Raw genomic sequence first — 26,596 nt, 5'->3', positions numbered from 1 at the left:
AATATGTGCGGAAGATTTTCTCTGACGACAGAAATTCATAAATTACAGGAGCGATTTTTTCTTGAAAATTCGGAAAGCCTTGAATTTCAGCTGAGCTACAATATTGCACCCGGGCAAAAAGTGCTGGCTGTGGTCAAAGGGGAACAAAAGAACAAGGCAGGATTTTTGCATTGGGGGCTTGTACCGAGCTGGGCAAAGGATAAGAAAATCGGGAACAAAATGATCAATGCCCGAGCTGAAACGCTACAGGAAAAAGTGAGCTTTCGGCGTCTTCTCGAGAGAAGGCGCTGTCTCATCCCGGCCGATAGCTTCTACGAATGGAAAGTGGAGGAAGGTGTAAAAAAGCCCATCAGGTTTGTCATGCAAGATCAGCAGCCATTTGCATTTGCTGGACTCTGGGACAGGTGGAACCATAACGGAGAGGAATTGGTAAGCTGTACAGTCATCACCACCCAGCCCAATGAATTGGTAATGGGTGTACATAATCGTATGCCAGTCATTCTTAAGAAGGAGCATGAACAGAAATGGATAGACCAGGAAGTACAAGATCTTTCCTTTCTAACCTCCATTCTTACACCGTTCGACGCTCGTTCCATGAAAGCTTATGAGGTTTCTTCTTCTGTAAATTCACCTAGAAACAATGATGTTACCTGTATAACACCCATTTAAAATGTAGGCTATTTTCGTAAAGATTGTTGTTTTTAAATATCAGGCTGGGCTAAAGATATGATGTCAACATAAACTCCCTGTTGGTTTCCGTTCCAGGTGTTCGCTTTCCGCGGGCTCCCATCCGTCCCCGGCGAATCTTGTGTCCGGAGCGGAAATCAACGGGCTGCATTTGTTGCAGACAATTTATCCATTTAAAAACAACGAATGCGAAAACAGCTAAATTGTTTTATTTTGTCAGACTAAATATTAACACTTGTGAGAAAGATTAGTGTATAATAATGTCAAACGGGTGAAAAAGAGGATTGATATTTTGCTATGGAAAAGCCTAGAGTTCACGATTGAAAAGGGACAGAAGGTAAAAGTCATTGAAATTCCAGTACTGGAGGACGATAGCACATATCACTTTATGCTTCGTGTCAGATTGCAGACATTTTTAACACAAATACTTTCAGATAAAAACCCCAAGCAAGTGTATTCGTTCAGGGAATATCTGCAAAAAGTGTTGAAATGGCCGGATTATTGCAATGTAATAAAAACAGATATCTTAAAAAATAATGCGTAATGAACCGAGAATGTGATAATATGGGGACAGGGCTAACACCCTGTTATTTTTTTTGTCCAAAAACGTAAAACAAGAAATATTTGTGACAAAATCCTGCATAATGTCGGTTTTGAGTCAAAAAATATGAGTAATTGGTTTGAAGTGCATATAATTGCAGGTATAATATTAACTAGGCTATATTTGGGGAAGTGAATTCATGACAAACGTAAAAATAGTGACGGATTCGACCGTTGATATTGATCAATCTATCATAGATGAGTTAGACATTAAAATTGTACCATTGTCCATCACAATAGACGGAAAATCATACATAGACAGATTTGGTATAAAGCCTGATGAATTTATGGACAAGATGAAAGAATCCAAGGAACTTCCGAAAAGCTCCCAGCCTGCTGTTGGCACTTTTGTGGAAACATATGACGAGCTAGGCAAAGATGGAAGCAGAATATTGTCCATCCACATGACTGGCGGAATGAGCGGGACAGTAACATCGGCAGAAAGTGCCTCCAATATTTCAGAAGCTGATGTAACAGTGGTGGACTCGCGCTTCATCTCATTTGCCTTATCCTTTCAGGTAGTGGAAGCTGCAAAAATGGCTAAGGAAGGTAAGTCCATTGAAGAAATTCTGAAACGATTGGATGCAGTAAGAACTAACACAGATTTGTTCATCATGGTGGATACATTGGATAATCTGGTGAAGGGTGGTCGGATTGGACGCGGAAAGGCGCTGATCGGCTCCTTGTTGAGCATTAAACCGATTGCATCGCTTGCAGACGGGGTATACACACCGGTGAACAAGGTCAGAAGCCATTCTCAGGTCATAAAATTCTACACAAAACAATTCAAGGAAGATATTGCAGGCAAAACAGTTAAACGTGTTGGAATTGCGCATGCAGGCTGCCTGAAACTTGCAGAAACGTTAAAAGCTTCCCTGCAGGAGGCATCGGGATTTCAGGGTGTGGAGATAGCATTCACTACACCTGTCATTTCCACTCACACCGGACCAGGTGCACTTGCACTCATGTATTTTGCAGAATAGAATAGAAAAAGCTAGGGGCTTTGCCCTTAGCTTTTTCTATTGGTTAGAAGGCAGCATTGGTGTTGGTGTGGGAGAGGAATACCCTTCCTTGTATGCCTCATCAATGCCGTCCCTGATTTCTTTTATGGATTTTCCGTCCTTATATTCCATTACCGCAGTAGCTGCAATTTCCAGACAAACTCCGCATCTAGTTCCATGATCATCCCATTCAAGGGAACCGTCATCATTCACTTCATGAACGAAGCATTGATAACTGCTTTTATGTCCAGCTGAAGTTCCGCAGCCACAATAGCAGGGTATGTGCTCCAGTAACTCCTGGTGTTGTGCTGCAGCAGCATAGATTAATTTGATATTGTCTGGTTTCTCGTCCAAGAATGCGGGAAGCTCTTGAACCGAACCAGTTTTTTCTCTAAGGTCCCCTTGAAAAAAAGAAGGCTTTTCATGTTGATGATGTTCATCTGCTTCAGACTTTTGATCTGTGGCATTCTTCTCTGAATTATTGGAACATCCCGTTGAAAAGACCATCAGGAATACAACTATCAATGCCATTTTTTTCATATCGTACACCCCGTTTACATAAACTATACCATTCTACTATAACATAGCCGAAATATGGATACTTTAACATCTTTGTGAACGAGGTGCAGGGTAGTATACTTATCTGATTACCAGAATAATAGTCCGCCTAATACGATACCTGTAACGAAAGCAAGTGGAACAGCTACAGGGTTGTATCCATACCCGCCATACCCACCATATCCACCAAAAAAGCCCATTCCGAATCCATTCAGGCCTCCTCTTCTGTTTGGCTGAATGTATACATGGCTAGGTGACACCCTAACAATTCTTCCACAATGACTCGAGCCGTCCCTGCATCTGATGGTAACCACTTGACCATGGTAGCGTTGGCACTGTTGATAAAACTGTGACATATCTTCATCCTCCTATCGATTAGATTACATAGTAGACTATTCCGCTTCCCAATATGTTGCTTGTACGTTTGACTAGCTATATTCGATACTACCGAATTTTTCAGATAAAGGAGGACATCCGAATGAGCAGGAAAATCTTATTGTTTGCAGATTTTGGCATAGACGATATTATGGCAATTATCTATGCGTACAATGAAGCCAATGTGAATATAGTGGGAATCGTTGCGGAGTACGGAAATGTCCAGAAAAGGACTGCTATTCGAAACGCGAAATATTTGCAGGAAGTGACAGGAAGGGATGATGTCCCTTTGATTGGAGGGGCTGAGCGTTCGTTAATTGGTGTGCCGCCAATCTATTATCCGGAAGTTCATGGACCTGAAGGATTTGGAGGCTTTGTACCGCTTTCGGAATATATTGATGAAGAGGAAGAAAATATTTTCGAAAATTTTCATCAGATCTACGATATCATCGAAAAGTATGATGGTGAGTTGACAATAGTCTGTATAGGGAGGCTAACCTCCTTGGCCACTTCATTTATTCTTTATCCAGAAACGGTAGCAAAAGTTAAAAAGATTTTTATAATGGGTGGGGCATTCAATTTTCCCGGCAACGTGACTCCTGTTGCGGAAGCAAATATTTTTGGTGATCCCTATGCAGCTAACATCGTATTCAATTTCGCAGAGGACTTGACCATCTTTCCCCTGAATGTAACACAGCAGGCGATCCTCACATATGAAATGGTCAATTACATCGATCAGGTAAATAAAGAGGCAAACAACACGCTTGGTCAGATTATCAAACCGATGATGGACTATTACTGGCAGTTTTACAAATCACAAATACCTACTATTCCTGGTGCACCATTGCATGATGTTGTTACATTATGGGGAGTATTCAATGAACAGCATATCAAATATGTCAACAAGCCGGTCAGTGTAGTAACAGCGCCTGGGAATGCCTTCGGACAGACGGTAGGCGATTTCCGTGATTTTGTCCAACTGTCAGATAAACCTGTCCATCGGATTGCCATTGCGATTGATTATTCCCCGTTCATCAGTCGGGTAGTGGAAGTCCTTACAACTGAATTGATCAATTAGACGAAAAGTCACCTCTTTATGAATAGAGGATGACTTTTTTCATATTCTTCACTTTTCTGGCTATCCTATCATTATAGATGCTCGACCGGAAAGGAATGGCCCTTATGGCTTCTGCTACGTCCCTGTCTTGCCTCGGGATAGATGAGGTAAAGAATTATTTCATAAAACAGCTTCATCATAGTCCGGATTTGTATTTTTATGAGTTGCCGGTAAAGGAATCTACATTATTGTTTATCTATATGAAAAATCTAGTCGATGATTCCACACTGAATCAGTTTATCCTCACTCCCATAATGGAAAACTTTCATCTGATCGATATAGAAATGAAGGATCTTCGTCACAAGATGTTGATGACAGATACTTTCCTGACAGAGAATGGGGAAATTGCGACTAAAAATATCTTGGACGGCTATGTGTATATTATCCTGGATAAGGGAAAATCCGGAATTCTCGCCAATGTGGCCAGAAAAGTGGAGCGAGGATTAGAGAAGGCAGAAACGGAATCGCTAGTTTTCGGACCGAAGATCTCTTTCACTGAATCTCTGAGCACCAATATCAGCATCTTACGCCAGAATATTCTTCTTGAAGATCTATGTACAAAAAAGCTGACGGTCGGGAAGCGAAACGAGACCGAGATCCGGCTGGTATATATAAAAGGGATTGCTGATAATGAATCGGTAGAATACATAGAAGATAAAATTACGAAACTTGAAGTGAACGAAATTCTGGACACATCCGTATTGGCCCAATTGATAGAGGACAACAGCTATTCCGTTTTCCCTCAATATCTTCAGACGGAGCTGCCTGACCGTGTTACATACAGTCTGGAAAGAGGGATGATTGCTGTTTTTGTGGATAGAAGCCCGATGGTGCTATTGGGACCGGCTACTCTTTTCAACTTTTTTGAATCGACGGAAGATGTATATATGCGTTGGAATATGGGGAGCTTTATTCGATCTCTCCGCTATCTGACGATGTTCTTGTCCATCCTTCTGACTCCTGCCTATGTTGCCATCATTACGTACCATTATGAAATGATCCCATCTACATTGATTGTTTCTTTGGGTGAGTCCCGTTCCAAGGTTCCGTTCTCACCGATATTTGAAGCTTTTTTGTTGGAGATCATGATAGAGCTATTAAGGGAAGCTGGTGCAAGGCTGCCGACTAAGGTAGGTCAAACAATGGGTATCGTAGGGGGGATAGTACTTGGGCAAGCTGCTGTGGAAGCAGGATTTACTAGTAATATCCTCATTATTGTGGTTGCACTCAGTGCCCTCGGGTCCTTTACTGCGCCCAGTTATTTAATGGGAACTGCCATCAGGATTACGAGATTCCCGATTTTGATACTAGGGGGGCTTTGGGGAGGAGTGGGTATAGCAATCGGACTTTGCTTTCTGCTGATTCACCTGTTAAGGCTTTCGAGTGCAGGAAAACCATATTTGCGGCCGGTGTACCCACTTGATTTGAAAAGAGTGAAAAATACCGTATTAAGAATTCCAGTCGAAATGATGAAAACCAATCCTGATAAAAGAGGATTTTTCACATTTAACGGAAAATACTCCAAAGATATTGATGAATAGGGTGGTCAAGGATGAACACTCCCACAACGGCAAAGCGACAGCTCCTGGTGCAAGCATTTTTAGTTTTCTTTGTGGTGCACACGAACCAGACGGGGGTTGGAATAGCAGGGGTAGAGAGAATTATTTTCTTTGAGGCCAAGCAGGATGCATGGATTTCGCTGATTATCAGTTATATAGGAATGGCTCTTACCATTGCGGCGATGTGCTATATTCTACGGACATTTAAAGATAAGGACCTATTTGACATCCATGTATCCATTTTCGGCAAATTGTTTGGAAACTTGATGAACATACTTTACATCACGTATCTTTTGGCTGGATTATTATCTATCATACTCGGTTATACGGAGATTGTTCAGGCATGGATCTTCCCTGATATGAAGACCTGGGTCATTTCCTCATTTCTTCTCATCCTTACCATATATGGTGTATTTGGTGGAGTACGAACCATTGTAGGTGTTAGCTTTATCACTTTCTTTTTAGCTATCTGGCTAGTGCTGTTGATATATGAACCGATCCGGTTTATGGATTGGACCAACTTCCTGCCAGTATTGGAGGCATCTCCCAAGGAAATCTTGAAAGGTGCTTATAAATCATCATTTACTGTGTTGGGGCTTGAAATTCTCTTTTTCATCTATCCGTTTATCAAGAATAGGGAAAAAGTTCATTTCTATGCCCAGGCAGGCGTTCTCTTTACCTTTTTATTGATTCTTCTATTAATGGTTGTGTCCATTGGATACTACAGTGGTGAGCAGCTTGAAAAGACAATCTGGGCAACCCTCTCCATGTTCAAAATCATTCAATTTCCAAACCTTGAGCGCTTTGAGTTTTTTGCGGTTTCCATGTGGTTGGTAATCATCCTGCCGAACATTCTATTCATGATGTGGGCGGCAAGCAGAGGCCTGAAGAAGATCACAAAAATTAAACAAAGAAAAATTGTGGTGGGGTGTGCGGCCGTATTAATAGGGTTAACTTCCATATTCAATAGGAGAGTAGAAAATAATGAATACATCGATGCAGTTGGTCTATATGGATTTAGTGTTGTTTTTATCTATACCTTGATTTTGTTTTTAATCGTATTTATCAGGAATCGTTTCTTGGCAAGGGGGAAGACTGGATGAGGCTTATTAAACTGATGTGTATTTTGGTCAGTACCATCCTGTTGGGTGGATGCCTGCAGCAAAAACCATTGGAAGAGCTAGGACTGGTTACTGCAATGGGCTATGACAAAGAGGATGAACTGCTCAGAGGAACCGTTGTCTACTATGAATTCGATCCCCTTCATACGAATAATTCCAAGATGGTCTCTACCATTGCAAATACAATTAAGGGGGTACGTCAAAAAGAGAACCTATCATCAAGCAGAAAACTGGTATCTGGCCAATTAAGAATTGCGATCTATGGGGAGGAACTGGCAAAGGAAGGAATTATTTCATATATCGATACACTTTCAAGAGACTCTGAAGTTGGAACTATGGTCTATTTGTCGGTAGCGGAAAACTCCGCGTATGATCTAATGAACAACTCCCAGCAATCAGAAGAAATAACAAATGTAGGGACTTATCTATATGATCTGATAAGCCAGAATGTGGAAGCGGAGTCACTTGTTTCACCGACACTGCATGAGTTCATGCAATGCTATTACAGTGAAGGAAGGGATCCGATACTGCCTTTGCTTGACTTTTCAGATGATACGCTGTTAATAAAGGGTCTTGCACTATTTAAAGATGATAAAATGAAAGGGATCATCGATACAGAGAAGTCATTTTATCTAAAGCTCTTACTAGACCCGTATAGAGCGGGAACGATTGAAGTTTCACTCCCTAAAAATGATATGGGAAAGCACATTAAAAAGAGGGAACAGGTCCAAAATGAATCTGAAAATCTGTTTGTTTCGCTAGATCATCTGGAAAGCTCAGTGGATATAAAGCTCGACGATGCAGAATCAAATCATTATAGAATAAAGGTGGACGTGGTTACTAGAATGCAGGAAATCTCAGAGGATTATAATCTTGGAAATCCAAAAGCCTTAATAGTTTTGGAAAAGGCCATCGGTAAAGTAATGAAGGGGAAAATGGAAAAGATCATAGCTGAGTTTAAAAGTCTCGGGGTAGATCCAATCGGTTTCGGCAACCACTACAGATCTAAGGTTGGATATGAGAGGTTTTCAAGGGAGATATGGGATGGCATCTATCCAGAAGCTACTTTTACCATCGAAGTGAAAACAAAAATATTACGTACCGGAGTAATGGATTAGGAGGGCAGAACTTGCTCTCTCTTTTTATTGTGGAAATGTTAGAAATGAAAAATAAATAATATTGGAAATGTTTGAAACTTTTTACGACCTATTTCGTCAAAGATATAGTTATCCTCGTAAAACTGCTTTAAAATGGAAATATCAAGAATATAAAGAGAAAATTTTTATGATTAATAGGGGGAAGCAACTTGAGAAATATGGAGAGTATCAAAAAAATCATTGTCTTATTATTATTATGTCTTGTTCTACTTCCAGGAATGCCGAGTGCGGAAGCAAAGCTGGAAGTGAAAATTGAATATGGGGTGGACAATAAAGTCCAAATGGGAAGAGGTCATCCTGTAAAAATTGAAATGAAGAATAATGGTGATGCCGTAAAAGGCGACTTGGTCATATTCACTAGTCCTACATATAATATGGCCGGCAGCTATGTCATTCCGGTGGAGCTTGAGGCAGGCGGCACAAAAGTTATCGATCTGTCAGTCAAAGGTAGTACAGACCAGTATTCCTATAGTCATTCAGGGAAACCCACTGATACAGTAAGCTTCTATGATGGCGGTGTGGAAAATGGCAAGGAATTGAGCTTGAGTGGCAATGCAAATGCCAAGCCCCGCTTTATGGCAGATAATCGTCTGATTTTAGGTGTACTAAGCAATAATCACGATGCAGTAAATTATATGAAGCTGGTAAAATACCAGAATGAATCGATGGAACTTTTAAATATCAAACAGGAACATATTCCGAGCGAATCGTTCGGCCTGGAAATGTTCGATGTCATCATGATACATGATTTCCCTGTTTCTATGTTAACTTCAGCACAACAGAATGCATTGATGGAATGGGTCAACAATGGCGGTTCCATCGTGTATGATTCCAAGATCAACATGACACAGGATTTTGGGGAACTGACCGATTTCCTTCTGCTTGATCCAAGTAAAGAGACAAATATATCTTCCATCAACAGCGAGAGCGCTTTTCCAAATCATCCTGTTTTTACTGGTGAAATGAAACAGGATGATGTACAGGTGATTGTAAAGGAAGGTGAAACACCATTGACGATCATGAAAACTTTCGGAGCTGGTACTGTCACTCAGGTAGCAAGCAGTTTATCGAATGCTGAGTGGAGTAACTGGGATGGTGTTGGTACATGGTGGAACAGTGTCGCACAAAAGGCATCTTCCAAAAATGTCGCCACATATAATGCACCTCTTCTTGAAGAGCTATCCTATCAGCTGAGTGCAATAGGTGAGACATTTCCGGGTTCCATTGTTTCCGTCCCATTGCTGATCGGTGCATTTGTTCTTTATCTCATTATATTGATTCCTGTACTTTATCTCATTTTAAAGAAAACAGATAAACGGGAACATGCATGGTGGATCATCCCGGGTATTGCCGTATTTACAAGTGTAGTGGTATTCGGAATCGGTGCAAAGGATAGAATTTCCGGCACTCAAATCAATGAATCCAGCATCCTTGTATTGGAAAAAGATTCTAAGTTCGCTTCCGGATTCGGTGTGGCATCCATCTTGACAAACAGTGGCGGCAAATACCGGGTGGAAACGGAGCATGAGCAGACAGATTTTTTCCCGGTGACATATGGCTATAACGATAATATTGATCTGATGAAAAATTATGCCTATTTGCAGGCAGGCGGAAGTGGTACAGATATCACCTTCAACGATGTGGAATACTGGTCCATCCGAACAAGTGTGGGAAATGTCAATAATGTGGAGCTTGGGACCTTGGAATACGAATTGACCGTAAAGGACGGAAAAGTGATTGGAAATATCCAGAACAGTCTAGCCTATGAATTGAAGAGTGCCCATATACTTTCAGGAACAAACGCTCAGAAACTGGGGGATATCAAGGCAGGCGAAGCAAAGGAAATTGAATTCGATATACCAAAAGGAAATATTGCAAATGTACTGGCTTCACCCAATTATGCAGCAGTATCAAATGCCTTCCCTAATTTCGGCGCGAGCATGTACCAGCACGGGGGACCTGTACAGATTGAAAAGTCGGAACTCCAATCCTATAAGAGTTTTCAAATGCTTGATATGCTACTGAACAGAAAAGATATCTTTTCTGGGACCGATCAGCCTGTCCTTGTAGGATATATCACACAGGACCTCCTCGGGACAAAGGTTAATGGTAAAAAATCTAATAACCATTCCTTGCACTTGGTGGCAATTCCAGTAACGATTCAAAATGAAGGATCAGGAAGCTTCAGTTTTGCAGAAGAGCAGTTCAGTCCGAAATTGAGTGTAACTGAAGGTGAGTCAGGAAACATATTCCATAATGGCTTGGATTATGGCGAGCCATTCATCCATGTGAGTGATGGAAGCTATACCATCTCCTATCAGTTGCCGGAGATGATATCAAAGGAACGGGACTTTTTCAATAAAGTGAAGCTTAAGCTGAAGTCAAGGGACGTTAATCTGGAGTATTTCATTGTAAACCAGGAAACGAAGGAGCTCGTCCCTTTAGAAAACAAGAGCAGCATAACCATCGAGGAAAAGGTAAAGAATTTTATTTCAAATGAAAACGGCATAGATCTAGTCATCAAGGCGCCGGTTAACTTTGAGGACCAATTGGAAATTCCGGGAATCGAGCTAGAGGGAGAGTTAAGTCAATGATAGAAACGGTTAATCTTACAAAAAAGTATGGAAAATTCACAGCTTTGGATTCATTGAACCTGAAGGTGGAGAAGGGAACTGTTTTCGGTTTTGTCGGCCATAATGGGGCGGGAAAATCGACCACTTTTTCGATTCTATCCACTCTTTTGGCACCTACGTCCGGAACTGCGTATGTGAATGGGTATGATGTAACGGAAAATCCAAAAATGGTACGGAAATTCATTGGTTATATGCCGGATTTCTTTGGGGTTTATGACCAATTCCGGGCAGATGAATACCTCGACTTTTATGGAGCAAGTTACGGAATTCCATATGAGGAAAGGCAGAAACTGATACCTCAATTATTGGAGCTAGTAAACTTAACTGACAAAAAAGACGCATATGTCGATGTGCTTTCCCGTGGAATGAAGCAGAGACTTTGCCTTGCAAGGGCACTGATACATGATCCTGAGGTACTGATCCTGGATGAGCCGGCATCAGGACTCGATCCGAGAGCAAGGATCGAGATGAGAGAGATACTAAGGGAACTGAAGAATATGGGGAAAACAATTATGATTTCCTCCCATATTTTGCCTGAACTTGCCGAGATGTGTGATGAAATCGGTGTTATCAATGGAGGAAAGCTGGTGGCAACTGGCAAGGTGGAGCAGATTCATCAGCAGCTGCAGGCAAACAAGGTATTAAAGGTTCTTGTTACAGGCAATATGGAAGGAGCCATCCGATTTTTTGAGGATTGTCCTTCCGTGTCCAACATCCAAATCAATGAACAAAAGGAAAACCTGCTCTCCTTCTCTTTCGAAGGGTCGGACGCCGAACAGGTTGAGCTTCTGAAAAATGCTCTTGGAAGAGGCATCATGATACTAAGCTTCAGTCAGGAAGAATCCAATTTGGAAGACATTTTCTTAGAAATAACAAAGGGTGTGGAATAGATGAGGTCACAACTGATTAACCCCATGTTGAACAAAGAGTTCAAATTACGGTTTCGAAGCTTTAAAAGCTTTCTGGGGATATTCTTTTATTTAGCGGTCCTGGGATTGATTGCCTTGTTTTTCATCTATATGGAAACGCGATATAGCTCAATGGGGATGTTCCGTCCCGAAAATAGTAAAAATATGTTCATGATTTTGGCTTTTGTCCAGCTTGCACTAATCTTCTTCATGACACCTGGCCTTACAGCGGGGATCATCAGCAGTGAAAGGGAGAAGCAGACCCTGAACATACTATTGACGACCCAACAGTCCTCCACAAGCATTATCGTAAGCAAGCTAGCATCGTCCTTGTCTTTTTTATTGTTAATTGTCTTATCGAGCTTGCCTCTGTACAGTATCGTGTTTCTGTTTGGAGGTATTTCTCCAAAACTTTTATTTATGACGTTTGGAATCTACCTGCTTTCCATGATTACATTAGGCAGCATTGGGGTATTCTTCTCCACCTTCATCAGGAAAACGATTGTAGCCATGGTCTGCACATATGGAGTAGCATTCTTTTTTGCAGCAGGAACCGCAGTAATGACCATGTTTTTAATGAGCTTCCTCTCATTCGGTGGCACTGGGGGAGGACCAATGGTCAACCCTGCACCTTATTTTATTGCAATGCTGAATCCATTCGTATTATTGATGCTTGCTTTTGAACCAGGTTTTGAAATGGAATTCCAACGTATAACTGGTATGGAAACATCCTTGGGTTTAGGTTTCATCATTTCGTATATCATATTATCCATCGGGTTGGTCATTTTGAGTATTCGAAAACTGCGTCCAAATATGAAGCCACGCAAAGGGAAGGGAAAAAATGAAGGATAAAGAACAATTAATTGTTTTTCTTCGTTCCATTCGAAAAAAGCTGAGGATCCAGAAGCTTTCAAGGCAAGCACAACTGGCATGGCTCTATGGTTCCTGCGCTTTTCTCCTCATCGTCTTGGTCGGAAGGGTCATTGTAACACCATACATGATTGAAAAAGCATTGATCCTTGGGGGATTTGTCTTTTTTATCTCCATCCTCTTTTATTGGAGAAAAAGGCCATCTACCTACGATGCAGCCAGGTTCTCCGATCAGGTAATGAAAGAGGATAGGCTTGTCACTACACTTGATTTTGCCGAAGATTCCTCCTTTTTAGCAGAGCTTCAAAGAAAGGAAGCTCTACAGCATCTCAGGAAGCATGAAAGGGAGATAAGGGATGTCAAATTGGCACATTTCTATGGAAAAGTCATGGTCACGTCTCTGGTAACCATTTGTATAGCAGTACTGCTGCTTGTGATGCCAAATGCAAAAATGCTGGAAGCGGAAGCAGTCGTGAAAGAGCAGGAAATTATCGAGGAAACGAAAGAAGAGTTGAAAAAAGCTGCTGAAAAAGAGAAAGACAAACAAGGGGTTAAAGAAGAGCTGGAAAAATTAAAAGAGCTGGAAAAAATGGATGATCCCAATGCACTTTTAAAGGAACTGATGAAAAAAGAGAACGAACTTAACGAAAAACTGAAGGAAATAAAAGAAAAAGAACAAAAATTAAAGGAAATCGCAAAGAACAGTCCAGAGAATTCATTGGCAAACCTTGCATTAAACGGTAAAAACGCCGAACTGCAAAAAAGACTAGACGAGCTGAAAGGAAATTCGAAAAATCTTTCCGAAGAGGAAAAGGAAGAGCTGAAGCAGTTGGCAGAAAACCTCCTGGATAAAGAGAATATGGATATGGAGGAATTATCGGCAGAAGAACTGGCAGCATTAATGGAACAGCTGGAGAAGCTTCTACAAGAAACAGCCTCCATGTCAGAGCTTGAAAGTCTGCAAAGTTCCCTGCAGTCTGCAGCAATAAATCAATATGCCAAAATGTCGCAGGCAGGAATGAATCCTACAAAGCTTACGCTATCCAATTCCAAGCAAAACAATCCCTCCACCCAGACTGCGCAAGGCCAGCAGGGTCATGGCCAAGGTCAAGGCCAGGGTCAAGGTCAAGGCCAAGGTCAAGGTCAGGGTCAAGGTCAGGGTCAAGGTCAAGGTCAGGGCCAAGGTCAAGGTCAAGGCCAGGGTCAAGGCCAAGGCCAAGGTCAAGGCCAAGGTCAGGGTCAAGGCCAAGGTCAAGGAAGTGGCGGCGGTGGAACCTCAGCTGGTACAGGCGCTGGAAAACAGACGCTTACTGTCCCATCCTATCTTGCAGGTGAAGGGTTATCGGAAACGGACTCAGGGCCAACAGGAGAAGGCAGATCCAATTTTGAGGATGCACAGGATTCACCTGTGCTAAAAGGCGAAGTCCGCAATTATGATGAAGTGTATTCTTCCTATGAAAAGAGCTATCGGGAATCCTTGGATCGCATGAATCTGCCATCCAAGCTCGAAGATATCGTCAAAAAATATTTTAGTGAAATGGATCCGAAGGGAGTCAATTAAGTGATCAGTCTGGAAGAGAAAGAGAAAGAATTAAAGCATTTTCAGGATTCATTATCAGATATTCAACAGGAAATAAGCAAAGTGATCGTCGGTCAGGAAGAGGTCATCCAGCAATTGCTGTGGGCGATGGTATCGGACGGTCACGCATTGCTTGAAGGTATGCCTGGTGTCGGAAAGACGATGTTGATCCGCACCATTTCTGAGGTGTTGGATTTTCGGTTTTCCAGAATTCAGTTTACGCCAGACCTTATGCCATCAGATATAACAGGGACAAAGATGATTGAGATTCATGAAAATGGAAAACAATCCTTCGTCTTTCACGAGGGGCCAATCTTTTCCAATATAGTACTTGCCGATGAAATCAACCGTGCCACACCAAAAACCCAGAGTTCGCTGCTTGAAGCAATGGCGGAAAAGACCGTGACGATCATGGGGGAAACGAGAAAGGTCGCGTCACCCTTTTTCGTTCTGGCTACACAGAACCCTATAGATATGGAAGGTACTTATCCTTTACCTGAAGCCCAGATGGACCGATTTCTATTGAAAATAAACATGGATTACCCCAAAAAAGAGGAACTCTATGAGATTATCAACAGGACGACAGGAACCTCTTCCTATAAGGTAAGTAAACTGCTCGATACTGAGAAAATGCAGAAAATCCAAGGTGCCGTGAAAGAGATCCTGGTATCCAAAGAACTACTGGACTATACGGTAAACCTTATCATGGCTACGCATCCGGCAGATGAAAATGCCAGTGAAATGGTTAGAAAATTTGTCCGCTACGGCGTAGGGCCCCGCGGTATTCAAAGCTTGATCAAAGTGGCAAAAGCAAGGGCTTTCTGTTCAGGCCGATTCCACATTTCCAAAGGCGATATTAAGCATGCTGTTTTCCCGGTTCTGCGACACCGCCTGTTTTTGAATTTTGAAGGGGAAGCTTCAGGAGTGAAAGAGGACACCATACTGGAAGATGTTATCAGCCACATGGATAAACGTTTGAATGCAAGGTAATAGCGAATGTTAAATGGATCTATTACTAAGCAGCTTCAGTCCTATTCCCTTCAGGCGAGCAAGCTGAAAAGAAGCTGGCATAAAGGTACACGAAAATCAAAGCGGTTTGGCGCTTCCCATGATTTCTCCGACTATAGGATGTATCAACAGGGAGATGACCTGCGACAGGTGGATTGGAATATTTATGCCAGAACCCAAAAGCACTATATTAAGAGATATTTAGATGAACAGGAACTCATTGCCTCCATTTATCTGGATTGCACATATAGCATGTCCATTGCGCCTGAGAAATGGAAGTTGGCCAAAACACTTGCTGCCTCATTTGCCTATCTGGGTTTGTGCCAGGATGATAGGGTTTCAGTAATTGGTGTACATGGAGAGCAGTCTCCTTATCTTTACCGAAAAGGGAAAGCACATCTTTTTCAAATGATGCAGTATGTGGAAGACCTCAGTCCCAAGGAATCAACATCCCTTTTTTCTGAATCTGTAGCGGGCTATGTGCAAAGGAAAAGCAGTATATCCATTGTGATCAGTGACCTGATGGAGCCGCTGGAGTCCATCTTCCACGTCCTTAAGCTGATACAGGCAAATAGACAGCAAATCTACCTCATACAAGTGCTGGACCAGGAAGAGGTGGATCCTAGCCTTGAAGGCGATTTTATGCTGGTGGATAGTGAAACAAACCAGGAGGTAAACGTAACGATATCAGACTATACGAAAAACCAATATAAGCAGAGAATGAAAAACAGGATGGAAGCCCTGGAAAGCTTCTGTTTTGAAAGAGGAATTTCCTATCTAACATGCAGCACACAGGAATCCGTCGAAGATATTCTCTTTAAAAGAATGACCTCATTAGGTTGGATTAGGTGATATAAATGGGATTTACAGCACCGCTTTATTTTTTTCTCACCGCTTTTCTGCTCGTTGTCATCTTTTTGTATTTCTTCAGAAAGCAGTATGAAAAGAGACCCATTCCTTCTGTGCTTCTATGGCAGGAATGGATGAATGAATTCGAGGCACAGGCTTGGTGGAAGAAGCTTCAGCATCATATTCTATTATATTTGCAATTATTGGCGCTTCTATTTCTCATTTTCTCGCTCGTACAGCCATACTTCGAGAAAAAAGGAATGGAGGGAGATCATTTCGTTTTTATTTTTGATACATCCGCAAGCATGACAGCTTTGGCAAGTGAAGAGAGTACAAGGTTAGAACTTGCGAAGAAGGAAGCCCTGGATACCTTGGAAAAGCTAAGTGATCAGGCTGTAACGATTATTGTGGCAAACGATACTCCTTTGGTGATGGAGGAGAGGGCAACCTCCAAAAGGGATATAAGAAGACACTTGGAAGCATTGACTCCTTCCTATTCTGCAGCTAACCTGACGGATTCCATCGAATTGGCAAAGAGTTTGATGGGGGAGGAGCAGGGCCAGATTCATGTGTTTTCCGATAATCTATCAAAGGGGACAGAAATTTCCTTCCATGATAATACCAGATTTGTTGCACATAATTTTGGTGTGGAGCATCCGAACCTCTCCCTAGTAACCTTCGGCGTAAGTATGAATGGAGAAAAGGTTATTGGAGTAGCCACAATAGAAAATGTAAGCAAGGAACAAAGAGAGGTCATCTTGAATGTGTACGGGGAAGACGAAAAGCTTGTGGAAGTGACAGAGCGCGTGGAGCCAAATGAAACGAAAACCATTTATTTGGAGAATTTATCACAAGCAAAGATCTACCGAGCTGAAATCATTGGTGACAAGCATTACGTATTGGATAATGAACAGTATGCCTTTCTTTTGGATCAAAACAAGTCTACCATCTTTGTTCACGAGGCTGTTCATCCATTCGCAAGAAAGGCTTTGGAAATTGCCAGCTCTCAAGTTGTTCACCTTACTTCCAAGTCTCCAGTTCCAAAAGATAAGGAAGGCGTTCATTTTATTAAAGGGCTACCTATGGAAGAGTGGCCAGTTGGTCCAAAATTCATTTTTCTTCCCATGGGAACTTCTTCTGAGGGGAAGGAGGAGCTTGAAGGGGAAGTTAGCTTTGATCAGAATCATCCTTTATTAAAAATGGTGGAATTTGATAAGGTATTTGTCCAGTCTGCCTTTAGCTCCCAAATTGAAGGATTGAATGTATTGGCGCAAAAGGGCAAAATGCCATTACTGCTTGAGGGAATGTATGATGGATATCCGATTATTATTCAGACGTTCGAACTGGATGCAAGCGACTGGCCATTGCACCCAGGTTTTCCTTTGTTTTTATATAATGCAATCGAGCATCTGACAGCGGGACAGGAGCTTATGGGCTATTACCCGCCTGGCGCTTTGCTTGAATATATACCTGCATCCGATACAACTTCTGTGGAAATAGTCAATGATACAGGGGAAACAGTCGTTCAATACGATGATTTTGATCAGAACCTGCAGCTTCCGGTTCAACCTGGGCTGTATACGTTCAAAGAAGTAAAGAGCATTAATACTACAGAAAAATTACTCACGGTCATGCTGGACGATGAAGAGAGATCGATTACTACAGAGGAAAGCTATTCCCTATCTTCATCAAAGGCTGCCGGGGTGGACGAAGGCACTTCAAAACAGGATGTAACCTTTATATTCCTGATATTGGGCTTACTTGTATTGCTAGTGGAATGGGAGGTATATAGACGTGCAGTTACAAATTGAACATCCTCTCATGCTTTTATTCCTGATACCTGTCATCATCAGTCTGGTGCTATTCTGGCGGAAAAAGAAACAGAAAAGAAGCAAGGATTATGTGATTTTCAGCCTTAGGAGCCTTATCTATTTTCTTATTATCCTTGGTCTTGTCATACCGTCCCTACTCTATCCCGTAAAAGGGGTACATACGGTATTTGTCCTGGATCAATCAGAAAGTGTCAAACGGTTGGAAGGGGAAATGCTGGACTTTTTGAACCGTTCCATTGAGGCGAAAGGGGATGAGGATTCATACGCGATCATAACTGTAGCTGACAAGGCAAGGCTGGAGCGCTCATTTACTGGTGAAAAAGCTGAAGTGAGCACCGTTTCCGTCAATGAGGAAACAAATTTCACCAATCTGGAGGACGGTATAAAGCTTGCTTCAAGTTACCTTCCGAAAGATTCCAAGGGTAGAATTGTCCTATTGACCGATGGTGTGGAAACGAATGGAGACAGTCTCAGACAGGCGCAGCTACTCTCATCGAAAAACATCGAATTTGATGTCAGGGCCTTTCAGCCGCCAAATGTCCTTGATGTTTCCATCCAGTCCTTTACTACTCCTCAAAATGGTTTTGAGGGGGAAGCGGTTCCTTTTCAGGTGTCGGTTGATTCCAATTTTGATACGACTGCAACACTGCAGATATCACAGAACAATGAAATGGTCATTCAAGAAGAGATAGTGGTAGCCAAAGGGATGAATTACTATTCCTATCAAACTCCTTTAAAAGAGCCTGGCCTTTATTCCTTTAAAGCGGAAATTATTCCGATCGAGGATAAAATTGTGGAAAACAATCTTTCTCATTCGATCACTACTGTCAACGGGCAACCGAAAGTGCTGCTGGTCGATCAGGGAGGACAAGGAGAGAACGTTTTTCAGGCTCTGACTTCCAGTGGCTGGAGAGTTGATCGCATTCAACCTGAACTTTTACCTACCAATCTAGCAGGATTTCTGGCTTATGAAAGCATCCTTTTTCATAATATATCTGGTCATCATTTAAGTGAAACCCAGATGAACCTGATGGAGACGGCAGTAAGAGATTTTGGTGTGGGTTTCATCATGACAGGTGGAGATGAATCTTACGGATTGGGAGGGTATTTCCAGACACCAATCGAAAAGATACTACCTGTAGACATGGATGTCAAAGGTAAAAAGGAAATCCCTTCGCTCGGCCTGGTTATCGTGCTTGATCGTTCAGGCAGTATGATGGGGGAAAAATTCGAGCTGGCAAAAGAAGCGGCTGCCAGGTCTGTAGAGCTATTAAGGGAAGACGACACTTTTGGATTCATTGCATTTGATACGGAACCTTGGTCTGTGGTTGAAACTGCACCAATAACGGACAAAAATGATGTGATTGAAACCATCCGTTCCACTGCACTTGGCGGCGGTACAGATATTTATCCTTCTTTAAGCCTGGCCTATGAACAACTGAACAATCTAGATCTTAAAAGGAAGCACATTATTCTGCTTACAGATGGACAATCTCCGGATGGTGCGTATGAAGAGCTGATCGGGGAGGGACTGGAGAATAATGTAACGTTATCCACTGTTGCCATCGGTGGAGATGCAGACCTTAGCCTCCTTGAAGAGCTTGCAGGTTATGGCAGCGGGAGATTCTATGAGGTATATGAGGCGAGCTCTGTACCGAGTATCCTGTCGCGTGAAACAGCTTTGACGACAAAAACTTATATTGAAGATAACCCGCATGTTCCGTTTGTAACATCCGGCTATGATTGGTCCAATCGCTTTTCTGGGGGAACCCCGCCGATAAACAGCTACATTGCAACCACCTTGAAGACGAGGGCTGAGCAGATCATAAGTAGTGAAAAAGAAGATCCAATCCTTGCAAGGATGAACTACGGCTTGGGAAGAACGGTGGCATGGACCTCCGATGTAACGGGTGCCTGGAGCGGAGGTTTTCCGATCTGGAGCGAATGGACCGGTTTCTGGAACGACATCGTCACATGGTCCTTGCCTTCCTATGAAAAAGGAAATTACGACATTCAGACTAGTGTTGATGGTGGAAAGGCCACCGTAAAAGTAGAGGCTGCCGAAAATAAGCTCCTCCCACTTACTATCAGTGTTTCGAACAACAAGGGTGAAATAATAGAGAAAGCAAAAAGTAAGTTGATAGGGCCCGGGCAGTATGAACTGGAATTTCCTGCCCTGCCGGAAATCTATTTCTTGAATATCAGCCAGGAGGAACAAGGAGAGACGGTGAACACCTACTCCACTGGCATGGTTGTTCCCTATTCAACAGAGTTTGAACAAAAGCCTGTCAATCAGGAGCTGATCGGAAATCTGACTTCCATTAATAAAGGAAAGATATTGGAGAAACCAACCGAGGCTTTCAGACCTTGGCACAAGAACCTTTATCAAAGTCAGTCTGTATGGAGCCCATTCATCATCCTTGCTTTTTTTCTTCTCCTGTTGGAGATCTTTATCAGACGGTTCGGACTGTCACCTTTCTTTTATCTGAAAAGCAAAGTTATTCCTAAGAAGAAACCTGCTGAAAGGAAAGAAAAGAAATTGCCTTCCATAAAAGTGAAAGAACAAAAAAAGGCAAAACCAAAGACAATCCTGAACAAACAGGAAGTCAGGAAAGAGAAACCCGTTTCCAGTGAACCAACAAAGAAACCTAATACGGAGAATCGTCCAGCAACTGAAAAAAGCAGTCCCACCGACAAAGAAGATCGCATGTCACAACTATTAAAAGCCAAAAATCGAAAAAGAAAAGGTTAACCCCAGCGGTTAATCTTTTTTTACATGAATGTTCTGTTGAAGAAAAAAAATTATTTACATTAACTAGCTGTTGATTGGAGCAATTGGCGAAGACTCCTGCGGGAGGAAGGGTTTAGTGGAGACCCCGCAGGCGAAGCCGAGGAGGCTCCACAAACGCCCCGCGGAAAGCGCAGCCTAGTGCGGAAATCAACAGCGGTGTTTAACGGCACAAATAAAATATGTTGATTTTATGAACATGAGTGCAAGCTTCTTTTAACACTTGCCATTTAGTGATAATATTTGACATAGAAAAAGTATTCATGAAAAAGGTGAGTTGTTTGAGGAAGAGAATAAAATTATTTAGTATATTTCTTGTTATGACTTTACTATTGGCATCATGCGGCACGCCTGGAAAGGAAGGCATTCCGGATGCAACAGACTGGGAATTGGGGGATTTCTCATACACAAACCAAGAGGGCAATACTTTTGGCCTGAAGGATATGAAGGGGGATATAACTGTTGCCTCCTTAATTTTCACAAGCTGTACGACAGTATGTTCACCGATAACAGCTAATCTTGCCAAATTACAGCGAATGTCTGAGGAAAAAGGACTGAACGTTCATTTCCTATCTTTTTCCGTAGATCCTGAAGTGGACACGCCTGAAAAGTTGACTGAATTTGGAAATAAATTTGAAGCGGATTATACTAAGTGGAATTTTTTGACCGGCTATTCCCAGGAGCAAATTGAAACATTCGGCCCGGAAAATTTTAAAACGATAGTTGCAAAGCCTAAAAATGGTGGAGAGGTTGTTCATGGTACCAGCATCTACCTGATAGATCAGGAAGGAACGATTGTAAAGAGCTATGATGGGCTCGATGTTCCGTTTGAAGAAATATTGGAGCATGTTAAAATTCTACAAGAGCAGTAACATTAAATGTCCGGCAAAAACTTTTCGTTTTTCCGGACATTTTTTAGTAACTTCTAAGAGTTCTCTCCCCCCTGTTCCAAACTTGCCTTTACACCATCTGTCACAATAACATGTAATTCCTTTGAAAATAATTCCCTCGAAACCTCCTCATTACATGCAAGGATTTCCTTTTCTTTCAAACTTTTATTCGTTTTATTATCCATCCTTTTCATCCTTTCATTTAATATAGTATTAACGTGTGTAAGAGCAGCTATTTTTGAAAAAAGAGTGGTAATATGGTATAAAAAATATACTGCATCCACTATTAGGGTATATAATTGTGATAATATACCTATCTGCTTTAAACCCATAAGTGCATGAATCCAGGATAGGGTTTACTTACTTTCAATAAAGTGGGAGACCTCAGCAAGAAGGTTCACTTAATGAGGAGAATGTGTAATGAATAAAAGTTTATCCATTTTTGGCCTATTGGGCCTTTTCATAATCGTTATTGTTAGTATGTCTAGTTGCAGTGCACAAAATTCTTCGAGCATTGTGCTTGAAAAAGCTAAAGAAAGACGGGAAAGCCAAGAAGAAAAAGAATTTTTCGAGGGAGGTTTATTCTTCAATAGAGAAGAACAAGCCGAAAACAAGCAAAAACAAACAACTCTAGAGGAAAAAGAAGAAGTATCCGATGACTTCTTTGATCGCTCCTTTCATTTGGTCTTCTTTGGGGATTCATTGACACAAGGCGTTGGAGACAGTACAGGAAAAGGCGGATTTACTCCTTTTGTGAAAGAGCATTATTTGGGTAAATCCTATATAGATGAAGTTTCCATAACGAACCTTGGTGTAAGAGGAAACAGGACCAATCATCTGTTAAAAAGACTAAAGCAGCCCGAGGTCCAGGAATCCCTTCAGAGTGCAGATGTTATTTTTATGACTGTTGGTGGGAATGACCTGATGAAGGTGATCAGGGAAAATTTCCTTGATTTGAATTTCGAGTTGTTCGATAAGGAACAAGCGGAATATGCGGAAAGACTGGAAACTGTCATAACGGAAGTAAGAAAAAACAATCCGGATAGCACCATTTACGTAGTTGGACTTTTTAACCCTTTTTACGAATTCTTCAAGGAAATTCCGGAAATGAATGAAGTGGTGTCCAATTGGAATGAGACCACCGTTTCCATATTGGAGAAGCATCCAAAAACCTCTTTCGTCCCAATCCAGGAGCTTTTTCTTGACACGGATGAAAACTTGTTGGACGATGACCAGTTTCATCCCAATGAAAAAGGGTATCAGTTAATAGGTGCGGAGATAGTCAAACATGTGATTGAATATAATGAAGAGGTTCTTTCAGAAGAAAACTTGCTGCAAGAAAGGGAGTAGAAGAGAAAAACATGGTGAAGAGAGTGATGAACTGGAAGGTTGCATTTTTTTCCTTACTAATAATCAATATTCTGGTTGCAGGCTTGGCAATTGTGCTTGTGCTGCTTCCCAAACATTCCAATCTGCTCCGTTTATCCCAGGAAGAAGCGGATGACAGGCAACGCGTATCCTTTAATATCCGATCTGATAAAGAAGATTTGAATAAGCTTGTAGAATACTACTTGGAAAAAGAAACAAAAAGACCATTGAATTATGAAGTCAGACTGACGGATAGGGTGGAACTGAGAGGTGAAATGACAGTATTTGAAAGAGATATTCCTCTGACAATGACATTTATTCCTCAAGTACAGGAGAATGGGGACGTGAATCTAAAACAGGATTCGATGTCCATTGGAAGATTGCAAGTACCCGTTTCCATGGTTCTTAAGTATGTGGGTGACAACTATCCGCTGCCTTCATGGGTAAGTATTCTACCTGATGAACAGAGCATCTATGTATCGCTGCAGGAATTGGAGCTTCGCAGTGACGCAAAAGTCGAATTCACCAAATTCGACCTGGAAAAGGACGATATAGAATTTAAACTGCTAGTACCGGTTGAAGATTAAAATTGTCCATAAAATAATTTGAGTAGAAGACAGGAACAGTTGCCATGTTCCTGTCTTCTTTTTTGTTGGCTCCTTTCGGTAAGATTGTTGCTTTAAAAAAATGGGCTGGGCTAAAAATATGATGTCAACATTAAACACCCTGTTGGTCTCCGTTCCAAGCGGCAGCGATCGCGGGCGGCCTCGGAAGCCTCCTCGGCGCTAAAGCGCCTGCGGGGTCTCCCTTGACACGCTGCTCCCGCAGGGGTATCACGCCTTGCACTCCAACCAACAGGGGTGACTCAAAGTGAAAACTTTACCTTACTAAAGGTACAATAATTGTATTTTAACTCAATTTTTCATATCAATAGCGATTTTAATTTTTTTTAGGCTCTTCCATAAACCAAACAATGTTTAACCCGTCAGTTGATTGGAGCGGAGGACACTTGACTCCTGCGGGAAAGTAGAGGGCATGGGAGACCCCACAGGCAAAGCCGAGGCTCCCATCCATCCCCGGGGAATCTTGTGTCCGTAGCGGAAATCAACGGGCTATATTTGATGTGTACATTTTATCTACATGGCAACAATGAATGCGAAAACAACTTTTTATTTGGAATTTAAAGGTAATTCTGTATTAGCATCTATAATTGGGGAAAATACCTAATTTTTTTGGAACTGGGCATCAGCCTTTCCATTTGGACTATAGATGAATACATTAAGTATTAGGAAAGAGGGGGAGGTGTACAGCATGGGTGGTCCTGGATATGGAACAGGATTTGCATTGATTGTTGTTCTTTTTATCTTATTGGTGATTGTAGGTGCAGGTGCATTAAGATTCTAATGCCTCGCTGACGATTAAATAATGTACGTAGAGGAGGTGACAGCTATGAGTTGGTGTGGTTGCGGCAATTACGGTTACGGTCAAGTTGCTGGTGCAGGTTACCCTGGTGGATACGGCAGTTCTTTCGTGTTAATCGTAGTATTATTCATTCTTTTGATTATCGTTGGTGCTGCTTGGTGCTAATACCTTGAATGATGAAATGCCCAGTCCTAGGACTGGGCATTTCTTTGTTTACGGAACCAGAAAGATGGCCTCCAAGTTTGGTGATTCACCAGGCAGACCGACAACTGCAATGGTGTAAGCCAAATCAGGCTTTACATTTACCCTGTTAATGGGCAATACTACATCCTTTGTACCAGCAAGGCGTATCTCAAGATCGACGGTCATTGGTGTTAATGGTAAATAGTCTGTCACGCTCCGAAATTCCAGATCCGAAAAGATGACATCTCCCTTTTTGACGGCTATGTCCACTTTAGGAGAAGTGGGGGATAGATGCAGAAAACGGACTTTTGTTTCACCTGGAGGAACCTCTTCATCATCATTTATTGGTAGAATGATCGTTTTTCCATCGGAATTCAAGGCAGCAAGTGTATACGAGCTTCCTTGTGCTACGTCGATCATAGACGAGCTCAAGAGTTGTGAGGGTTTATCGGTAATTGTAAGCTCGACCTGATAGGAGCCGGCCGGAAGCTCGAGATATTCGCTGCTATTTTTATAGCGTAACCCTTTTAATATCAGCTCCTTATTTATATATACATCCACAATGGTGGTTCTTGGAGCACCGTGTAAAACCCGTACCTTTGAAGTATTGTTCCTTGGAGTATTCCTTACTGACTGTTGATGAATCCAATTGTATAGATGATGATAATGTTTTTGGTAATAATAAATATGTTTCGTGGGATCTGAATATTTATAATAATCGGCAAGGAGCTGATATCTTGTTGCTTCAGTAAAGGAATCGGAACCAAAATGCATATTTCCACCTCCGGATAAGTCCTGACGGTAAAAGGATATGCTGGATAACTTGTGCACTTGTCTTTTATTTATTCTTATCACACAAAATGTGTAGATAGTTTACTGGGAAGAAAAATGTGGTAAATTAATGATAGGAACCTTTTCTCTATTTCAAAAAAAGGAGCAAAAAACCATGGCTGAATATGAAAGCACCATCCACAAGGATATCTCTTTATATTATGAAGATAAAGGTGTAGGAAAGCCTGTTGTTCTATTACACGGCTTTTGCGGCACCCATGCATATTGGAAATATATCATAGAAGAGCTTTCCTCCTATTACAGGGTCATTGCGATCGACTTGCGGGGCCATGGGAAATCTGCAGTTTCAGAGGAACCATTCTCAATCGATGATATGGCCCAGGATATCGATCATCTTCTGAAGCAGCTGGAAATAGAAAAAGCCACGATACTTGGTCATTCATTAGGTGGTTATGTCACCTTGGCTTTGGCTGAGAACTCTCCACACATGGTAGAAGCCTTTGGACTTATTCATTCTACCGGTGCAGAGGACAGTGAAGATGCAAAAAAGGGTAGAGAGAAAGCAATTGAACGTATAAACGAAGAGGGCATGAAAGGGTTTATTGAGGAACTTTCCGGCAAGCTTTTCGCTGATGAAAATATGGAAGAGATGGCCAATGAAGTGGAGTTTGTCAAAAAGCTTGGTTTCAATACGAGGGTCAACGGCGCACAGGGTGCCCTGGAAGCCATGAAAAACAGAATGAACAGAGAACATGTTTTAAAGGAATCGGACTGTCCCATACTTCTGGTTGCCGGAAAAGGGGACAAAATCATCCCTGCTGAAAAGACTTTTACAGCGGAAGGCCCTCATCTTCATCAAACATTGATGGAGAAATCCGGACATATGAGCATGATTGAAGAGCCTAATGAATTATTGGATGCAATCATCCGATTTATGGGATATGTGGATGAACACAGACGAAACAATCATAAATAAAAAAAAAGGGTAGAAGGCATCCGCCTTTTACCCTTTTTGATATTCAGCCCTTTTAATAAACGATCTTTCCTCTTCAATCAGACCGCAAGTCGCACATTGCACTTTGTAAGAAGGCCCTTTGTATGGAATGTGGAATGCATCCAGCGTTTCCGCCGAGAATTCGTTCAGCACTTCACCGGAATGAGGATCAAGCTTCACCGATTTTGGCACTTGTTCAATTATGTTAAAGCGGGATCTGTTCGTTTTGCAGTTAGGACATAAATAAGGTGATGTCATAAATCAGGCTCAACCTCCTTTTCATTATTTTTTTCTAATTGCAGAAA

Annotated in this window: 26 protein-coding genes; 21 read left to right on the top strand and 5 right to left on the bottom strand. The window is 41.8% G+C overall.

The genetic code is table 11. The features are described from left to right. Window positions 1-3: 3 nt before the first annotated feature. The 3 genes from ACFVAD_RS09160 (at window position 4) to ACFVAD_RS09150 (ending at window position 2,270) form a co-directional block, all read left to right on the top strand. On the top strand, window positions 4-669 hold the full coding sequence (locus ACFVAD_RS09160; RefSeq protein ID WP_386638514.1) for an SOS response-associated peptidase: 666 nt from the start codon (window positions 4-6) through the stop codon (window positions 667-669). A 310-nt stretch (window positions 670-979) separates the two neighbouring features. Beyond that, complete coding sequence (locus ACFVAD_RS09155; protein WP_386638512.1) at window positions 980-1,231, top strand: DUF2535 family protein; 252 nt, start codon at window positions 980-982, stop codon at window positions 1,229-1,231. Between the two features lie 196 nt (window positions 1,232-1,427). Further along, window positions 1,428-2,270: a DegV family protein gene (locus tag ACFVAD_RS09150; protein ID WP_386638510.1), complete on the top strand. Its 843-nt coding sequence runs from the start codon at window positions 1,428-1,430 to the stop codon at window positions 2,268-2,270. A gap of 36 nt (window positions 2,271-2,306) precedes the next feature. On the opposite strand, the gene ACFVAD_RS09145 is transcribed toward ACFVAD_RS09150, so the two are convergent. Both ACFVAD_RS09145 and ACFVAD_RS09140 read right to left on the bottom strand, forming a co-directional pair. Then, complete coding sequence (locus tag ACFVAD_RS09145; RefSeq protein ID WP_386638508.1) at window positions 2,307-2,828, bottom strand: PCYCGC motif-containing (lipo)protein; 522 nt, start codon at window positions 2,826-2,828, stop codon at window positions 2,307-2,309. 107 nt (window positions 2,829-2,935) lie between these two features. Beyond that, window positions 2,936-3,202: a hypothetical protein gene (locus tag ACFVAD_RS09140; protein ID WP_386638505.1), complete on the bottom strand. Its 267-nt coding sequence runs from the start codon at window positions 3,200-3,202 to the stop codon at window positions 2,936-2,938. A gap of 122 nt (window positions 3,203-3,324) precedes the next feature. Here ACFVAD_RS09140 and ACFVAD_RS09135 point away from each other — a divergent pair, with 122 nt between their 5' ends. The 13 genes from ACFVAD_RS09135 (at window position 3,325) to ACFVAD_RS09075 (ending at window position 21,514) form a co-directional block, all read left to right on the top strand. Beyond that, window positions 3,325-4,299 carry a nucleoside hydrolase gene (locus ACFVAD_RS09135; protein WP_386638502.1) on the top strand — a complete coding sequence of 325 codons (975 nt, stop codon included), beginning with the start codon at window positions 3,325-3,327 and terminating at the stop codon, window positions 4,297-4,299. Window positions 4,300-4,403: 104 nt separating this feature from the next. Next, window positions 4,404-5,879, top strand: coding sequence for a spore germination protein (locus ACFVAD_RS09130; RefSeq protein WP_386638499.1), 1,476 nt, complete (start codon window positions 4,404-4,406; stop codon window positions 5,877-5,879). An 11-nt stretch (window positions 5,880-5,890) separates the two neighbouring features. Further along, window positions 5,891-7,000, top strand: coding sequence for a GerAB/ArcD/ProY family transporter (locus ACFVAD_RS09125; protein WP_386638496.1), 1,110 nt, complete (start codon window positions 5,891-5,893; stop codon window positions 6,998-7,000). Further along, the gene (locus tag ACFVAD_RS09120) at window positions 6,997-8,136 is read left to right on the top strand and encodes a Ger(x)C family spore germination protein (RefSeq protein WP_386638494.1); all 1,140 of its coding nucleotides are present in this window, start codon (window positions 6,997-6,999) and stop codon (window positions 8,134-8,136) included. The genes ACFVAD_RS09125 and ACFVAD_RS09120 overlap by 4 nt, the downstream gene beginning before the upstream one ends. A gap of 188 nt (window positions 8,137-8,324) precedes the next feature. After that, on the top strand, window positions 8,325-10,769 hold the full coding sequence (locus ACFVAD_RS09115) for a hypothetical protein (protein ID WP_386638491.1): 2,445 nt from the start codon (window positions 8,325-8,327) through the stop codon (window positions 10,767-10,769). Then, complete coding sequence (locus ACFVAD_RS09110) at window positions 10,766-11,698, top strand: ABC transporter ATP-binding protein (protein WP_386638488.1); 933 nt, start codon at window positions 10,766-10,768, stop codon at window positions 11,696-11,698. The genes ACFVAD_RS09115 and ACFVAD_RS09110 overlap by 4 nt, the downstream gene beginning before the upstream one ends. Further along, a complete protein-coding gene (locus tag ACFVAD_RS09105; RefSeq protein WP_386638485.1) occupies window positions 11,699-12,568 on the top strand; it encodes an ABC transporter permease in 870 nt (289 codons plus the stop codon). Further along, window positions 12,558-14,147, top strand: a complete 1,590-nt coding sequence (locus ACFVAD_RS09100; protein WP_386638482.1) for a hypothetical protein — start codon at window positions 12,558-12,560, stop codon at window positions 14,145-14,147. The genes ACFVAD_RS09105 and ACFVAD_RS09100 overlap by 11 nt, the downstream gene beginning before the upstream one ends. Further along, window positions 14,148-15,155 carry an AAA family ATPase gene (locus ACFVAD_RS09095; protein WP_386638479.1) on the top strand — a complete coding sequence of 336 codons (1,008 nt, stop codon included), beginning with the start codon at window positions 14,148-14,150 and terminating at the stop codon, window positions 15,153-15,155. 6 nt (window positions 15,156-15,161) lie between these two features. Then, window positions 15,162-16,025, top strand: coding sequence for a DUF58 domain-containing protein (locus tag ACFVAD_RS09090; protein WP_386638476.1), 864 nt, complete (start codon window positions 15,162-15,164; stop codon window positions 16,023-16,025). A 5-nt stretch (window positions 16,026-16,030) separates the two neighbouring features. Then, window positions 16,031-17,833: a vWA domain-containing protein gene (locus ACFVAD_RS09085; protein WP_386638473.1), complete on the top strand. Its 1,803-nt coding sequence runs from the start codon at window positions 16,031-16,033 to the stop codon at window positions 17,831-17,833. Then, window positions 17,817-20,606, top strand: coding sequence for a VWA domain-containing protein (locus ACFVAD_RS09080; protein ID WP_386638470.1), 2,790 nt, complete (start codon window positions 17,817-17,819; stop codon window positions 20,604-20,606). Before ACFVAD_RS09085 ends, ACFVAD_RS09080 begins: the two co-directional genes overlap by 17 nt. 299 nt (window positions 20,607-20,905) lie before the next feature. After that, window positions 20,906-21,514, top strand: a complete 609-nt coding sequence (locus ACFVAD_RS09075) for an SCO family protein (RefSeq protein ID WP_386638467.1) — start codon at window positions 20,906-20,908, stop codon at window positions 21,512-21,514. Between the two features lie 53 nt (window positions 21,515-21,567). Here the strand turns inward: ACFVAD_RS09075 and ACFVAD_RS09070 are convergent, their stop codons facing one another. Further along, a complete protein-coding gene (locus ACFVAD_RS09070) occupies window positions 21,568-21,864 on the bottom strand; it encodes a hypothetical protein (protein ID WP_386638465.1) in 297 nt (98 codons plus the stop codon). A gap of 88 nt (window positions 21,865-21,952) precedes the next feature. Between ACFVAD_RS09070 and ACFVAD_RS09065 the strand changes: the two genes are divergently transcribed. The 4 genes from ACFVAD_RS09065 (at window position 21,953) to ACFVAD_RS09050 (ending at window position 24,487) form a co-directional block, all read left to right on the top strand. Continuing rightward, complete coding sequence (locus ACFVAD_RS09065) at window positions 21,953-22,882, top strand: SGNH/GDSL hydrolase family protein (RefSeq protein ID WP_386638463.1); 930 nt, start codon at window positions 21,953-21,955, stop codon at window positions 22,880-22,882. 11 nt (window positions 22,883-22,893) lie between these two features. Beyond that, complete coding sequence (locus ACFVAD_RS09060; protein WP_386638460.1) at window positions 22,894-23,487, top strand: YpmS family protein; 594 nt, start codon at window positions 22,894-22,896, stop codon at window positions 23,485-23,487. 724 nt (window positions 23,488-24,211) lie between these two features. Further along, the gene (locus tag ACFVAD_RS09055) at window positions 24,212-24,304 is read left to right on the top strand and encodes a YjcZ family sporulation protein (protein WP_224840584.1); all 93 of its coding nucleotides are present in this window, start codon (window positions 24,212-24,214) and stop codon (window positions 24,302-24,304) included. Window positions 24,305-24,349: 45 nt separating this feature from the next. Continuing rightward, a complete protein-coding gene (locus ACFVAD_RS09050) occupies window positions 24,350-24,487 on the top strand; it encodes a YjcZ family sporulation protein (protein ID WP_386638457.1) in 138 nt (45 codons plus the stop codon). Window positions 24,488-24,535: 48 nt separating this feature from the next. Here the strand turns inward: ACFVAD_RS09050 and ACFVAD_RS09045 are convergent, their stop codons facing one another. Then, complete coding sequence (locus tag ACFVAD_RS09045; protein ID WP_386638454.1) at window positions 24,536-25,279, bottom strand: DUF4397 domain-containing protein; 744 nt, start codon at window positions 25,277-25,279, stop codon at window positions 24,536-24,538. 172 nt (window positions 25,280-25,451) lie between these two features. Between ACFVAD_RS09045 and ACFVAD_RS09040 the strand changes: the two genes are divergently transcribed. Beyond that, window positions 25,452-26,273: an alpha/beta fold hydrolase gene (locus tag ACFVAD_RS09040; RefSeq protein WP_386638452.1), complete on the top strand. Its 822-nt coding sequence runs from the start codon at window positions 25,452-25,454 to the stop codon at window positions 26,271-26,273. A 27-nt stretch (window positions 26,274-26,300) separates the two neighbouring features. Here ACFVAD_RS09040 and ACFVAD_RS09035 read toward each other — a convergent pair whose 3' ends face one another. Next, window positions 26,301-26,549: a DNA alkylation repair protein gene (locus ACFVAD_RS09035; RefSeq protein ID WP_386638450.1), complete on the bottom strand. Its 249-nt coding sequence runs from the start codon at window positions 26,547-26,549 to the stop codon at window positions 26,301-26,303. Window positions 26,550-26,596: the final 47 nt, after the last annotated feature.

This window comes from Sutcliffiella sp. NPDC057660, from assembly GCF_042800035.1.
GTDB lineage: Bacteria > Bacillota > Bacilli > Bacillales > Bacillaceae_I > Sutcliffiella_A.
The sequence above is the reverse complement of the archived record's forward strand: the minus strand, read 5'-3'. Positions and strand labels throughout refer to the sequence as shown.